We start from the raw sequence: 14763 nt of genomic DNA, 5'->3' as shown, positions 1-14763 counted from the left end.
GTTTTTAGTTATAGATTATTGTGTCTTAAAGAGAAGTATTCATCTAACCAAGGTGGATAGCTGGACTAACATTAATGAGAATTTAAGTATGTATTGGCAAGTAGATTTCAACTTCTTCCTCACCATTTGCCAATGGATGATAGGTTTCTACAATGTAATCATCTAATTTCCTTTTATAACCTTTATTATCCGTCCATTTCAATAATTGATTATGCAGGCTCCCGATATTATTTATATTGCCTCTCGTAGTAACATATACTTGGCTTAATTCAATGTAATCCATTCCAGGTGGTATTTCAGTTATTGTCTGGTTAACTACTACTCCTACATAATAGATACCTTCCAGATGGTTTTTATCTATTTTAGATTCAAAAATAGATATTTCAGTACCGGAACTATTTTTAATTTCATCTATCCGAACTAGAAATTTTCGGGCAGCTTTTGGAACCTCTGTATTAAAATTAGTAAAAGCTCCATTACCTCTTTGTGCTACTATTCTAAAAATTTTCTTAACTGTTTTACACTCCATGCCGTTTTCCTCCTTTCACTTCCTTAACAATATATTTCTACCTAAATCCACTTATTTCCTTCTGTAATACACTATATTCAACTCAAGCAATAACTTACTCAACTAGGAAGCTACGAAAATGTTGAGTGCTTATGAAAGATATCTCCCAGTTCGGATCCTTATCTTCGATTGCCCAGCAAGCACTCAAAGTTCCCATTATAAAACTAGCTTTAATTAGTTTTTGTTTATCTAAATGTAATAAAGCAGAAATTTTATTTATTCTGTTGTGTATTACTTGTTTCACATCCTGATTTTTCGGAAGATGATTGACCATAAAGGAAGTAAAGTCAAAATATAGATGACCTATCACTCCTTTTGGATCTATAGCTGTCCAACCATGTGAGTCGGAAAATAGGATGTTTTCATGATGCAAATCTCCATGCAAAAGAAATATCTCATCTTTGTTGTTTATAAAGTCGCTAACAAAAGATTTGGCTTCTAATACAAATTCCTTCAAAGGATACTTGTCTGCATACTCACTCCTCAAAAAACGGTCAAAACCTGAGAACCATGTAATGATTTCTGTCATTGAGTATGTTGGATTTACTGTTCTTGGTAGTTTGCTCCATACCTCAACATATGTCTCAATTGCCTCTTCCTCCGGCAAATCAGAAAGCATATTGCCTGGGGATAGTTTTTCGAGTAACATAATCCCATCCTTGTAATCATATCGAAGTAATTTTACACATCCTGTTCCGTTATATGTAATAAGCGTGTTAATTTCATTAGAAAAATCCCAGTTAGGAACTCCTATTTTGAGAATTGATTGTGTTCCATCTTGCTGAGTTACGTTTATTACATAGTTATAAGACAAGTTGTCTACTGGTTCCTCTATCGACAACTCCCATTTTTCTTTATATTCTTCTATTACTAGATGTAATCGATTGAGCCATTGCTTTCCTTCTTCTTGGAAAGCTCCTGTTATTTTATCTACAAATGCTGCTGGATACTTCATTTTGCCTTCATCCTTTATTGTTATTTGACCTATACTTGAAAAACTAGTTTTTCTCTATTATATTCCTTGTTTATTTTATAAAGTAAGAAAATTTGAATTTTAGAGTTGCAAAAACATAGCACTCTAGTAAAATAAATTAAAATATATAGTATAAGTAGGAGACATAGAATGGAAATATTAATAGAATGTGCAACTTTAGATGATTTTAATTCGATTAATTTATTAGTTAAAGAAGGGCATGACGAACATTCCCTTGCCTTACCAAATATTTTTAGACAGGTCGACCAAGTAATGCCGCATGAATACTTCCATTCGTTGTTAACAAATCCATCCAGTGAAATATTAATAGCGAGGCTTGCTAATGAGGTAGTTGGGTTTGCGGTATTAGAGGTTAAAGAAGCTCCTTTGTTCGACTCATTAATTCCAAGAAAATTTGCATATATCAATGACTTTGGAGTGGCAGGCAAGCATAACAGAAAGGGTATTGGCAAAAAAATATTCCATGTATGCCTGGATTGGGCAAAAAGCCATGAAGCCACTACATTGGAACTGAACGTGTGGGAATTCAATAATGGAGCCATTTCCTTTTACGAAAGTCTTGGAATGGAAACAGTAAGCAGGAAGATGGCTGTTAGTATAGTTGAATAATTTTTAATTCGAGTAGTCTGATATCAAGGTGGATGTAATCAAATATTATGACCTTTCTGGTAAGAACATACAACTATTGATTTGCAAGTAACTATTGATGTGAAGCGCTTCTTGCTTGCACTTTGCAAGGTTCTGGTTCATTTCCGCAAGGTTTGAGTTCATCTCTGCAAGATTGTTACCCATCTCTGCAAGATTCTCTTTCGTCTCCGCAAGATTTATTTACGTCTGTGCAAGGTTTTTATACTCTAGTAGGTTTGATCAAAACCTTACCCATTAAAAAAGAATGAACTATAAAAGTCCATTCTCACTCGTATTATATCTTCTATAAAAATTATTTAACAGATATACTGCCTAAATCCGTATCCAGCTCAATTTGATACTTGCCTTTGCCATATGTGATGGTTTTATCAGAGGATCCGTAAATATTAATACCACCGAAATCATTGCTTGCTGTAATGGTTGCGTTTGTAGGCTCCTGATCAGAGTTCACTTCAATGCTACCATTATCCGTGCTTAGGCTAATATGCTGATCTAGTGTTTTTGTATCCAACGTGATGGATCCATTGTCTGAATCTGCCTCGATTTTTCCTTCGACATTTTTCATGAAAACTTTACCGTTATTCGTTTCGGCATAGACATCTTTACCAATAATGTCTTCTAATTCTACTGAACCATTATCAGATTCAAATATAAATTGATTTGCCTTAATCTCCTTCCCTTCCACACTGCCATTCGATGTAGACACCATTATTTCTTCATATTCTTTTTCAGGTAAATAAATGATTAGCTTATTACTACTCGTGTTTATTTCAAATCGAAAATTATTCCACCATTTTTGCTTTAGCTCTACTAATAGAGTATTGTCCTTCACTTTTACCGAAAGATTTTTTTTGTTTTGTTTGGATGAATATTCAACTGACGCATCCGAACTAGACGTAGGTAATACACTAATAGATGCATTGTCAGAAGTGACTTCCACATGATCAAACTGCTCAGTTATGGTTGTTACCTTAGCAGCGTCTACTTGATAAAATCCTCTTACATTAAAGGCAATATTAATAACAACTCCAACCAATAAAATGGTTATACAAACGTATACTATTCTTTTTAAATTCATATACTTTCCCTCCATCCCTTCTATGTCAAAGGGGCTGTGTTTTGAAACAAATATTAATTAAGCATAATCGCTCTGCGTTATTGGCTTGGAAATAAAAGCAAGGTACATCCAACGGCTGTTTACGATCAGCAATAAAATACTAATTCCTATTGCTATAAATAGCTGTATTCCTATCGAATAGATCGCACCAATAATCACAAATGCAATGATTAAAAAGAATATGCTAATTGCACCTAATGCACATGCAACAGCCATAATATATTTCATAAAAGAAATACCGACGGAATATAAAAGTAAGGGCACTAGATAGCAAACTAATAAGAATGCTAAACCTAGCCACATGCCCGTTGTTCCAAACTTATTTGAGTTTTCACCAATTTCAGCCATTGGAGATAAAGAAGTCACAACTAAGAGGCTACTAAATAGAATTGCGGAAAAAATTGTACAAATAATTAACTTCTTTTTATTGTTTTTCACGAACTCACCACCTTTTTAGACCTTTCCTAAATTATAGTAAATGTAGGAATGACCTAAAATAGACCTAAGGCTTTTGTTTACTAAGCCTTAGGTCTGATTATTTATGGATGTTTAGTTTTTTGAAATTTTTCTGCCAATAATTGTGTCTGGTCATTTAACAGCTCGGTATATAAGGCAAATTCATCTTTGTTTTTTACTTGTATAAAAATGGGTTCCCCAAATATGATGGTAGCTTTTTTCATTTGCTTTAATTCCTTTAAAGTACGAGGTCCCTCATAATAAGCTGGAATAATTGGAGTTTTAGATAGGTTTGCAATCGTCACTGCCCCTCTTTTTAATGGAGCTCCTTCGGAATTGCGTGTTCCACTTGGGAAAATACCTACTACTTCCTTGCTTTTTAATAATTTAACTGGAATTTTTATAGTACTCGGTGAAGGATTGTCACGATCTACTGGAAACGCATTGATTTTACGTAACAGAAAACCGATAATTCTATTATTGAATAGCTCTTTTTTTGCCATAAAATGAACTGGTCTTGGAACTGCAATTCCTAATATAACTATTTCCAGCCACCCTCTATGAGTACATGTGACAATATACCCCTCTTCTTTTGGCAAACGATCCTGGTGCAATACCTCTACTTTACCAAAAGATCTTACAATAATTTTAGCTATACCTAATACAAACTTATACATATTAACCACCTTATCATCTACAATTAGTACCTAGTGCCAATTGTAGATGAGTATATAAAAAAATACTAGACATTTTTATATTTACTAGAAGAATAGTTGCTCACTATGTGATCAGGCACTAGCAAAATTCCCTTACGATATTTAAATGACAGGAGCAGTCTTCTTCTACACTTTAGTTATTGATCGGTATACCATTTAGGTATTATAAGCTGGAAATTATTAAATTGGTCTAACGTAAATCGGGTAAATGCTTGGAACTTTTCTTTTTGTTTGATTGCAACTTGATGTCCCCATACCTCAGCTGAAATTAGATGAACTGCAGCATAAAACCGATGTAACTCCCAAAAGCTAGAAGGTATTTCCCCTTGCTTATGATATCCATCTAATACTCCCTTTGAGTATGATTTACTAACCTGTACATTAAAATATTCAAGCTTATAAAATTCATTGACTGGATCGGCATATCTAATTTTTTGCATATCGATTAAACCACTAAATTTTTCGTCATCTATTAAAATATTACCAGTGTGAAAGTCATAATGCTGAATACAGCTTGGTCTTCCTTTTAACAGGTGAATTTGACTGTCTATAAAAGGAAGTATGCAGTTATAATCAGGATTTGCCTCTACTATAGGTAGAAATTGAGGTGTCAATTTTATAATACGCTTTGTCCATACTTCCTCCCAACAAGGAGTATTAGGTGGAGCTTTGATACTATGCATTTTACGGAGTGTTTCTCCAACCTGTATACCTACTTGATATTGAACCTTTTTTGATAGAGTAGGAAGTTTCATTTCTCCATTTTCGCCTTTTATGTAATCTAAAATTACGTAACTTCTATCCTCTAAAACCCCAACCTCATAGACACATGGGATATGGTGGTCTAATTTATGTACTTTATTTGTGAGCTCGGCTTGATTTTTTAATTGTTGAAGATCTGTATTACTGGATAAACGAAGTAAATATTTTTGATCTACACACTATTTCTCGTCCTCTGAGTAACCTTCCTCTATTAGTTGGAAAGACGAGTAGTTTTGGAGGAAATGTATTTTGTGAAACTCCATAATTAGCACCCTTCCTAAAATTAGTTTAAATAGCAAAGGCACTAACCAAAGCTAGTGCCCCTACAAAGATTTATTTCTTTCATATTGAATATATATGTAAGTTACCTATTCAATAAACTCAAGTATTTCAGGTGGAACTGTCATAAAAATTAGGATTTCTGCATTTTCATATGGCCTATTTGCTAAATAATCCTCGATACTGATCATGCTTTCCCAGTATTGTTTTACTAAGGTTTCCTTAGTAGGGAGCCCCTTAGTAAAATAACCTCCCCCTGTTTCTTCTTTCATATAATCGTCCTCCATGTAAGCAAACAAATCACTAGAGATTTCTCTATTAAAAATGAGGATTTTGTTAGTGAAAATAGGAAACTTGAAATAAGGCTTGGAAGGTTCCGTAAATTCTGCTCCTATTGCTTGACCAAAATCAATCCATGTCGGTGCACGTAGTGGTCTATATTTTTCTGTTACTTTAGAAAACAAGCGTCCTCCGTTTGTATAGGAACCTGTTTTTGTAGAAATATTTAAACCATGTTTCATCGCTTGCTCTGGATTGATGTATTCATTACTATCTTGCTGGTATCCTACATAATGGTATAATTCCATTTGTTATTCCCCTTTAATATATGTTCATAATTAGGAAGTTAAATTTATTTACTTTATTAAGTCCCAAGATCACTTCCTATAGGCGACTAGCTCACTTTTTAAATCAAAACCACATGACTTATAAAGACCTATCGCTTCATCGTTACCAGAACTAACGCTTAAAGTAATTTCCGTAATACTTTCGTAGGAAAATAAGTATTGTAAGGCAGCTTGCAGAAGCTGGGTCCCTACTCCTTGTTTCTGATATTCAGTAGAAACTGCTATATACTCTATTGTCCCATCGTTAAAACTAGGCTCTGCCTCTACATAAACATAACCTTTTATTTTTTTATTTCCATCTCCTACCACCATTAGTCTATTATGTTTGTCCAACCTACTTAAAATTTCTGAACTATTATAGTAGGTCTCTGGAAAAGTAACAGTGTGAAGGGCTTCAAATGATTCTTTAAAAGAATGGTCATATTCAACGACTTCTGTACTTTTTGAACAAAAGCTCTCTTTTTTAGCTGTTAGGATCAAATGCTGACCGGTTTCCACTCCGCCAGTTTCACGAATATATTCTCTTGTACGAAAGTTTTCCTTACCGACAAAGAATTCGAAGGTTTTAATTTCAAAAGGCAGCTTTGAAACCAGGTGTTTCCACATGGCATCGGCTATTTCCTTATATTGCTCTGACTCTAAAACAAATGGTCCCCATACCTCAATGGTTCTCTCTTCCTCATCTATGTCAAAGCCAAGAGCACCTTTAATCGTGTCTAGCTCAGAGGCTACCGCAAAGGAGTGCTCTAAATCCAAATCAGAAAACTCATGTAGTATTGTATATTTTATTTCCTCCGCGTCTTGTCCACAATAGCCGATATGGGAAATGGGTTGATTATTAAGTGTTTCAAGAAATGTTGAAAGCTTTGTTAGGTTCGTTGGCTTATTAATTTCTAACATGTTATTGCCTCTATTCTAGTTATAATATAGTGCTTACTAAAGAAGCTTGGTTTAAAGGGGTTATAAGTTTCTCCTGCTCCTATTATGAGCCTAATACAGTAATTCTATATATTGGCTAGAAATCCTCTTTAATTTAGAGGAGTAGACAATGTTATAATCAGAAATTTCCAAGGTGTAAAATGTGGATGATTAGAAAATTGGTGAATGTTGTGCTAAAATTGGAATAAATTAGATATTTCAAGAAGGGGGCTTAAAGTATGAATATAGCATTGGATATGATTAATTCATTATTACCTCTTGTAATAGTCGGAGGAATTGTAGTATTTGTTATACTCCGAATGAAAAAAAAGTATGAAAACGGTACCCTTGGTAAGAAAAAATCAAAAAGTGATCAAATTTTATTAGATAGTTTAATACCATTTGGATTGATGAGTGGACTTGTAATTGCTGTACTTTTAAACATATTCTTCCCAATCTCCTTACTAACTGCAATCACTTGGGCAACTGGGTTCGGTTTCTTACTTGGATACTTTGCTTATGAAGCCTATAGTAAAACAGAAGACAGCTATTCATAAAAAAGGCAAGTTGATTACAGATTTTGAACAATCCACTCCAGTGATATATATTAAGAAGTAACTTCCATAAACCATTTTAGAAAGAAATAGCAATCCGATGTGTTTTTTAGCGGATTGCTAAGCTTAAATGGTACGTTTTTCAAGAAATTATTTTACTTTTGGAAGCGTTTATTAAATTTTTTATTTGCTCAGAATCTCCTTCATTAAATGCCTCTACAATTGCACTACCAACAATAACCCCGTCTGCTATTTCGGTCATTTTTTCTACTTGATCGGGAGTAGATATCCCAAACCCCACCATCACTGGTAAATTACTTATTACTTTAATAGAAGAGAGGTACTCACCTAAATTATTATTCATTTCAGTCCAAGTCCCAGTTATGCCATTGATGCTGACTGCATATATAAATCCTTCACCAGCATCTACGATTTTCTTGATACGTTCTTTAGGACTTGTCAAAGACACAAGTGGCACTAATGCTACGTCCGTTTCACTAAGTACTGTCCGTAAAGACTCACTTTCCTCGTAAGGTACATCAGGGACGATTAAGCCACCAATACCAAGATGATGACAATCCTTTGCAAAATTACTTAATCCATAGCTTAATAAAGGATTATAATATGTCATTAGAATCAAAGGTATAGTCACCTCATGAAAGAAATCCTCTAATTCCCTCATGATATTTTTTAAGGTAGCTCCGTTTTGAAGAGCTCTTTCGCCCGCTTGTTGAATAGTTGGTCCATCCGCTACCGGATCTGAAAATGGAATTCCTAATTCAATAGCAGTAGCTCCTGCCTTTTGAAGAAATAGAATTCTATCCTTCAACTTATCTAGACCCCCATCCCCTGCCATAATGTAAGGTACGAAAGCTTTTTGTCCATTATTTAAGCAGCTTACTATTGCCTGTTCAAGTTTCCTTTTAGTCATGATTCAACCCTCCTAATGCATCTCTTACTGTATGGACATCCTTATCCCCACGACCAGATAGACAGATAACTAGTGTTTCTTCAGGACTCATTTCTTTAGCCAGGTTGGCTGCATAATAGATAGCATGGGCACTTTCTAAGGCTGGGATAATGCCTTCTGTTCTGGCGAGTAATTGTAATCCTTCTAATGCTTCAGAATCTCTTACTGCATCATACTTCACTCTTCCAATATCGTTTAAATAACTATGCTCTGGCCCAGCTGCTGGATAATCTAACCCAGCTGAAATAGAATGTGCCTCCTGTATAAATCCATCATCATCCTGGAGGATATACATATACGCACCATGTAGTACACCTTCTTTAGCGCCTGCAATGGCTGCAGCATGCTTTCCAGTTTCGATACCTTCTCCCGCTGCCTCAACTCCGTATAAAGCGACGTTTATATCGTCTATAAATGGATGAAACATTCCAATGGCGTTACTTCCTCCGCCAACACAGGCTACGATGGCATCCGGTAGCTTCCCTTCCTTTTCAACTATTTGCTTCCTAGTTTCAACACCAATGACACGTTGAAAGTCGCGAACTATTCTAGGAAATGGGTGAGGACCAAGGGCAGATCCTAATATATAATGGGTGTCCTCTACATTGGCTACCCAGTACCTAAGTGCTTCATTGACTGCATCCTTTAAGGTTCCAGAGCCTTGATCTACTGACACTACCTTGGCACCTAGTAGCTCCATTCGAAAAACATTTAGCTGCTGTCTACGAACATCTTCTTTACCCATAAAGACGATACACTCTAGATTAAATAATGCACAAACGGTAGCGGTCGCAACTCCATGCTGACCTGCTCCAGTTTCTGCTACAATTTTCTTCTTACCCATCCGAACGGCCAGGAGCGCTTGCCCGATCGTATTGTTTATCTTGTGGGCACCTGTATGGTTTAAATCCTCGCGCTTCAATAAAATCCTTGCTCCGCCTACTTCCTTCGTGAGACGTTCTGCAAAGTAGAGAGGTGTCTCTCTTCCTACATAATCTTTCAGGTAATAATTTACTTCCTCTATAAAGGTTGAATCCTGAATTGCCAAATCGTATGCCTTTTCTAATTCTATTAGTGCCGTCATTAATGTTTCCGGGACATACTGCCCACCAAAACGTCCATATCGTCCAGCCTTCGTTTGTACCATGCTCATCTCTCCTCATCCTTGACCGTTTGTATAAATTCACGTATCAATTGCTCATCTTTTTTTCCATCTATCTCAACTCCACTAGATACATCCACCATAAAAGGCTTTACTCGTTCAATAGCCTCTTTTACGTTAGATACATTCAGCCCACCGGCCAAAATTACTCGATTAGGGGATATTCGGTGTCCATTTAATAGCTTCCAATCAAAGGTCATGCCACTACCACCCATATAATTCGTACCTGGGGCATCAAAAAGCATATATTCTGTATCAAAATTACTCGCTTTCTCAACGTCCTGTTCTTCTCTAATAGCAATTGCTTTAATAGTGGGAAACTTAACAGCCGCTATTAAGTCGGATCCCTCAATACCATGTAATTGTATATAATCCAGAGGGACTTCACGGATTGCTTGTTCCAGTTCATCTACCTCCGGATTAACAAAGACTCCTATTTTTAAAACATCTGCTGGAACTATTTTCGCTAGCTCATGCGCCTGGGTTATTGTGATTCTCCTTTTGCTAGGTGCAAAGACAAAGCCTATGGCATCGGCGCCGGCTTCTACTGCTGCAAGGACGTGAGTTTTCTCCATCAATCCACATATCTTCACCTTCGTCATAGGACAACCACTTCCCGTTCGACCTGTAAGCTACGGATAGACTGCTGCACCTCACCGCTTCTCATTAAGGCTTCTCCTACTAATACTGCACTGGCACCATAGCCCGCAACTCTTTTGGCATCCTCGGTAGTCCATATACCGCTTTCACTAATTAACACCCGTCTCTCTTGAAATGGAAAATGCTTTGCCAATTCAGCGGTATTAGTTAAATGAACTTCAAATGAATGTAAGTCTCTGTTATTCACTCCAATAAGTTTTGCATCTAATTGAAGTGCTACATCAAGCTCTTGGGCGTTATGAACTTCCACTAGCACCTCTAGACCATTTGACACTGCATATGCATATAAATCTTTTAACTTTTCCTTCGAAAGTGCTGCGACAATGAGAAGAATGACAGATGCACCAGCACTTTTAGCAAAATCAATTTGTATTTCGTGTATGATAAAGTCCTTGCACAAAATCGGTATGTCTACTGTATCTGCTACAGTCATTAAATCTTCAAAACTACCTTGAAAGAAAGGAGTATCGGTTAAAACGGATATGCAGGCAGCCCCTGATTTTTGATAAAGTAGCGCCTGGTGAGCAGGGTCTACCATTCCTTGTATTAATCCCTTGGAAGGGGATGCTCGTTTAATCTCAGCAATGACTTGGAGCTGCTTGTTCTTATATAAAAGCTCAAAAAGAGAAGATCTTTTAATGTCTTTTTTAGATATCGGTAGTTTTTTTTGCATCAAAAACTGATTAACATAGCTCTCTTTTTCTTTAAGTATTTTTTCGAGAATCGTAGTCATAGTATTACCTCCTGCGCTGCTGATGAGCTATAGGCGATAACCGCCTCCAATTTATCAAAAGCTTTGCCAGAGAGAATGCTGTCTTTAGCTAGTTTTACACCCTCAGGTATATTATTAACCGCTCCATTGGCAAAAAGACCGATACCTGCGTTAAATATAACGCTATCAAAATAAGCATTTTGCTTACCGTTAAGCAAGTTCCGCATGATCATGGCATTTTCTTGAGCAGTTCCTCCTTGTACAGCTGAGGCTGGATATGTGGGTAGGCCAACATCCTCAGGAGAAAGGGTGAAAGGGATCAAGTCACCCTTTTCTACTAACACGAAAGAATTACTGCCTACAAGGGAAGCCTCATCCATACCTCCAGTCCCGCATACTACAATGGCTCGTTCTCTTCCAAGCATATGCAGCACCTTTCCATATTCCATCGTAAAATCTGACCGGTTAATGCCGGTATATTGACTGTTGAGTGGAACTGGGTTTGTAAGTGGACCAACGAGATTAAAGATAGTTGGTTTACCTATTTGCTGCCTCACTAGTCCGATTCTTCTTAGTTTCGGATGTACAATTGGGGCATATAAAAACGTAATGCCTTCATTTTTTAAAATATTTAAAGAACCTTGTATATCAATCATAGGTTCTATTCCAAGTGCCTCTAATACATCTGTACTCCCAGATGCACTGGAGATTTTTCGATTCCCGTGCTTAGCTACCTTTACACCCGCACCTGCCATAACAAACGCTGAGGCTGTACTAATATTAAAGCTATTAGATCCGTCACCACCCGTTCCGCAATTATCCATATAATTTCCGGAAGGTATATCAAGCTTGACGGCTAAAGATTTAATTACCGTAGCAAGAGCTGCTACTTCGTTTGCCGTTTCTCCTTTTTTAGATAAAACAATCAAAAATTCCTGTATCAAGTTTAAATCTGTGCTTTCCTCAAAAATAATTCTGGAAGCTTCCTTCATTTCCTCGAATGATAAATGCTCTTTCTTATTAACCTTTTCAATATACTCTCTCATCTAATCTCTCCTCGTCTCATCTCAGCTAAATAAAAAAATCCTCTCCATAGGAATATAAAAATTCCCATGAAGAGGACGATGTTAACCGCGTTGCCACCTCTAGTTGGAGTATATATACTCCCCCTTTGTTCCTTATAACGTAGGAAATACGTCTACCTCTAAAACAAAAATGTTATCAAGGTAGCTCTGATAAGTCCATTCACATCAGTTGCAAATCAGTTCACACCTACCACTGACTCTCTTGATTGCATCACTGATGCTACTTCTCTTATTTAAACAATTTCTCAGCTATACTCATCTCGACTCGTCTGTTCTATTGGCGACATTGCTCTCAATGCCTTCTGCCTTTACCCGAACATAAAAGTTATTGTCTATGTTAATAGGAATACTTTAAATTGTCAAACTATTTTTGTTCCTAAATAATAATTTCAATTTCAAGACCACCATGTGTCATACTTGCAAAAGGTATATGATCAGACTCTTTGTCAGGCTTTATGCCAATAATGATACTTTGTGCAGATATTTGATGGCTGTAAATGTAATTGATGAATTGCTCGGAAGCAGTTAACCCCTTTTCTCCTGTTTGGGAAACCTTCACCATTGGCTGAATCCCAGGAGAAGTATTTCGAAGCTTAACCTCTAGTCCCTTTTCATTGCTTTCTATGATTGAAATATAAGATTGTCCACTTTTAAATTGCACGGCACCATTCCCATTATTTGCATTGATAGTAAAGACAACTGAATGACCCTGAAGTGGCTGAAATGCAGCATTTCCTCCATACAAGGTGTTGTGCGCTACTATCCCTGTTGTTTCCGCATCCAAAGGTATTCCTTCTGGACCCATTTTGACCGTATTTCCAACTGCTCCTACGTCCTTACAGTTCCATAATCTTAAGCCGTAAAGAGTCAATGGATTCTGTGTTTTAATCGTGTTACCTAGAACAGAGCCTTCCTCCAAATTTCGAACTAAAATCCCCCCAGCTATTTGTGGATGATTTACATCGATCACGTTATTAGAAATATTACCAGCAAAGTTTGGCTGTGTAGCAATCGAATATCCAACATACATTACATATGGCTCAAAAGTGGTGTTAGCTACGTCTAATTCCCGTGGTGTTCCATGAACGATATTTCCCTCGATAATCAGTCGATCAAATGCCCCAGCAAAAATCAAACCTTCTGTACCAAAACAATTCTTTATATGATTATTTGAGATTATCGTATTCATTTCTTGGTTTTCTCTTGATTCTCTTTGTACACCTCCAACATATATCGCTCCAAGAGGATTTTTAGCATATCCGCAATCTTCAATTTTATTATTTGCAACAATACAATCTTTCGTAAACTGATCGACATTTGTCCATTTATAGAACACACCACCGACCATGGAGTCCGAGATTAAATTATCAGTTGCGATTAAGCCACCTGCTGCATGTCCATCAATCGCTTTACGTTTATTTCCCCTTAAGGTGCATCCGGTCACTAAAAGGTCGTTTGCCTTAGGAAACATAGTCCCAAGAGCATTTATTCCATAACCCGGGTCGACATACGTATGCAGCTTAGAGGCATTCGGATGCCCTGCTCGATCGCTTATACAATTGATCACTCGTGGTCTCTCCACAGCAGAAAAAACAAAATTACTTGAGTAATTGTCATGGGCATTACATTCTAGGAAAGTAATGTCTTTATTATCCTCGTATTGTAAATCGGTTGGTAAGTAGTCTCCCAGATGACCAATTGCAAAACCTGAAAAGTTAAATCCACTGCTCTCACACGATTTAAAAAGAACGTTTTTGCAGCCACGATGCACTAATACACCGCTGCCGACATTCCCGATGAACCCACCACCAAATATTCCAAAAGGTTTTCCATCATTTCTTGCGCGCTCGCTTGTATCAAAGCTATTATTTTTACGATAGTTCCAAAAACCAGACGTGGGATACCCTCCAGCTTTCGTTCCTTTTTCCCCATATCCTGTTACTGGATCTATGCCAGGGAATTCCCCATACCCTTCAAATGTGATTCCCTCGATTACACAATCCTCACATTGCTGAAGCTCTAAAATTCCTTGGGCATGTGTCCTTGTAAACAACACTGCACCGTAGCCAACTAAATGCACTCTTTTTTTCCCTCTAAGGAGCAGGCATGGCTGGTCATTATTGGGGAAATCCTTTAGTTTGTTGTTTTTTTCTAGCCAATAACGTCCTGGTGGGAGAATTAAAGTGTCTCCATCTCTAGCGTGATCAAAAGCAAGCTGGATTAATTCTTGAATCATTGTCCGTCCGGTTGTGTCGGCCTTAATCGTCTTAGCTGTACCACCATCCATTTCATCTAACATTTCAAAATTACGTGTTATTCCTTGAACGAAATCCTTTGAAAGTTTGTCTTCAATGTTAGTTGGAATATAATATTTTTTCTTGGGTGTATAATTAGTCATTTTTATATCTCCCCTTTTAAATTATTTTTTACAGGCTAATTCCTTATCAATGTTCTTTTCCTTCCCCCCTCGTATATTAGTAATAAGAGCTCTTTCCGATAGAATTTCCAGTTGATCCGGACAGCTGGAGGATCTGTT

Annotated in this window: 15 protein-coding genes, 1 pseudogene and 1 other annotated feature; of the genes and pseudogenes, 2 read left to right on the top strand and 14 right to left on the bottom strand. The window is 36.8% G+C overall.

What is annotated here, in order from left to right:
* Positions 1-82: 82 nt before the first annotated feature.
* On the bottom strand, positions 83-529 hold the full coding sequence (locus tag HF876_RS05820) for a GyrI-like domain-containing protein (protein WP_169359130.1): 447 nt from the start codon (positions 527-529) through the stop codon (positions 83-85).
* Positions 530-623: 94 nt separating this feature from the next.
* Positions 624-1523, bottom strand: coding sequence for an aminoglycoside phosphotransferase family protein (locus HF876_RS05815; protein ID WP_169359129.1), 900 nt, complete (start codon positions 1521-1523; stop codon positions 624-626).
* 168 nt (positions 1524-1691) lie between these two features.
* Here HF876_RS05815 and HF876_RS05810 point away from each other — a divergent pair, with 168 nt between their 5' ends.
* Positions 1692-2171: a GNAT family N-acetyltransferase gene (locus HF876_RS05810; RefSeq protein ID WP_169359128.1), complete on the top strand. Its 480-nt coding sequence runs from the start codon at positions 1692-1694 to the stop codon at positions 2169-2171.
* A gap of 331 nt (positions 2172-2502) precedes the next feature.
* On the opposite strand, the gene HF876_RS05805 is transcribed toward HF876_RS05810, so the two are convergent.
* The 6 genes and pseudogenes from HF876_RS05805 to HF876_RS05780 form a co-directional block, all read right to left on the bottom strand.
* The gene (locus tag HF876_RS05805; RefSeq protein ID WP_169359127.1) at positions 2503-3288 is read right to left on the bottom strand and encodes a DUF4097 family beta strand repeat-containing protein; all 786 of its coding nucleotides are present in this window, start codon (positions 3286-3288) and stop codon (positions 2503-2505) included.
* 57 nt (positions 3289-3345) lie between these two features.
* The gene (locus HF876_RS05800; RefSeq protein ID WP_169359126.1) at positions 3346-3765 is read right to left on the bottom strand and encodes a DUF5391 family protein; all 420 of its coding nucleotides are present in this window, start codon (positions 3763-3765) and stop codon (positions 3346-3348) included.
* Between the two features lie 101 nt (positions 3766-3866).
* The gene (locus tag HF876_RS05795; RefSeq protein WP_169359125.1) at positions 3867-4460 is read right to left on the bottom strand and encodes a lysophospholipid acyltransferase family protein; all 594 of its coding nucleotides are present in this window, start codon (positions 4458-4460) and stop codon (positions 3867-3869) included.
* A 176-nt stretch (positions 4461-4636) separates the two neighbouring features.
* Positions 4637-5419, bottom strand: a pseudogene (locus HF876_RS05790) (aminoglycoside phosphotransferase family protein); the annotation flags it as partial.
* Between the two features lie 210 nt (positions 5420-5629).
* Positions 5630-6127, bottom strand: a complete 498-nt coding sequence (locus tag HF876_RS05785; protein ID WP_169359124.1) for a hypothetical protein — start codon at positions 6125-6127, stop codon at positions 5630-5632.
* 69 nt (positions 6128-6196) lie between these two features.
* A complete protein-coding gene (locus tag HF876_RS05780; protein WP_169359123.1) occupies positions 6197-7066 on the bottom strand; it encodes a GNAT family N-acetyltransferase in 870 nt (289 codons plus the stop codon).
* Between the two features lie 269 nt (positions 7067-7335).
* On the opposite strand from HF876_RS05780, the gene HF876_RS05775 reads away from it, so the two are divergent.
* Entirely contained in the window at positions 7336-7641 is a 306-nt protein-coding gene (locus HF876_RS05775; RefSeq protein WP_169359218.1) for a hypothetical protein, read from the top strand.
* Between the two features lie 139 nt (positions 7642-7780).
* Here HF876_RS05775 and trpA read toward each other — a convergent pair whose 3' ends face one another.
* The 6 genes from trpA to HF876_RS05745 all read right to left on the bottom strand — a co-directional run bounded on the left by trpA (position 7781) and on the right by HF876_RS05745 (position 14625).
* Positions 7781-8569, bottom strand: a complete 789-nt coding sequence (gene trpA, locus HF876_RS05770) for a tryptophan synthase subunit alpha (protein ID WP_169359122.1) — start codon at positions 8567-8569, stop codon at positions 7781-7783.
* On the bottom strand, positions 8562-9755 hold the full coding sequence (gene trpB, locus HF876_RS05765) for a tryptophan synthase subunit beta (protein WP_481900279.1): 1194 nt from the start codon (positions 9753-9755) through the stop codon (positions 8562-8564). The genes trpA and trpB overlap by 8 nt, the downstream gene beginning before the upstream one ends.
* A 2-nt stretch (positions 9756-9757) precedes the next feature.
* Positions 9758-10372, bottom strand: a complete 615-nt coding sequence (locus tag HF876_RS05760; protein ID WP_169359120.1) for a phosphoribosylanthranilate isomerase — start codon at positions 10370-10372, stop codon at positions 9758-9760.
* Positions 10369-11163, bottom strand: coding sequence for an indole-3-glycerol phosphate synthase TrpC (trpC, locus tag HF876_RS05755; RefSeq protein WP_169359119.1), 795 nt, complete (start codon positions 11161-11163; stop codon positions 10369-10371). The genes HF876_RS05760 and trpC overlap by 4 nt, the downstream gene beginning before the upstream one ends.
* The gene (gene trpD, locus HF876_RS05750; RefSeq protein ID WP_169359118.1) at positions 11160-12188 is read right to left on the bottom strand and encodes an anthranilate phosphoribosyltransferase; all 1029 of its coding nucleotides are present in this window, start codon (positions 12186-12188) and stop codon (positions 11160-11162) included. Before trpD ends, trpC begins: the two co-directional genes overlap by 4 nt.
* Positions 12189-12256: 68 nt before the next feature.
* Positions 12257-12473, bottom strand: a binding site (T-box leader).
* 130 nt (positions 12474-12603) lie between these two features.
* On the bottom strand, positions 12604-14625 hold the full coding sequence (locus tag HF876_RS05745) for a right-handed parallel beta-helix repeat-containing protein (RefSeq protein WP_169359117.1): 2022 nt from the start codon (positions 14623-14625) through the stop codon (positions 12604-12606).
* Positions 14626-14763 lie beyond the last annotated feature (138 nt).

Source organism: Psychrobacillus sp. BL-248-WT-3 (assembly GCF_012843435.1).
Lineage (GTDB): Bacteria > Bacillota > Bacilli > Bacillales_A > Planococcaceae > Psychrobacillus.
The sequence above is the reverse complement of the archived record's forward strand: the minus strand, read 5'-3'. Positions and strand labels throughout refer to the sequence as shown.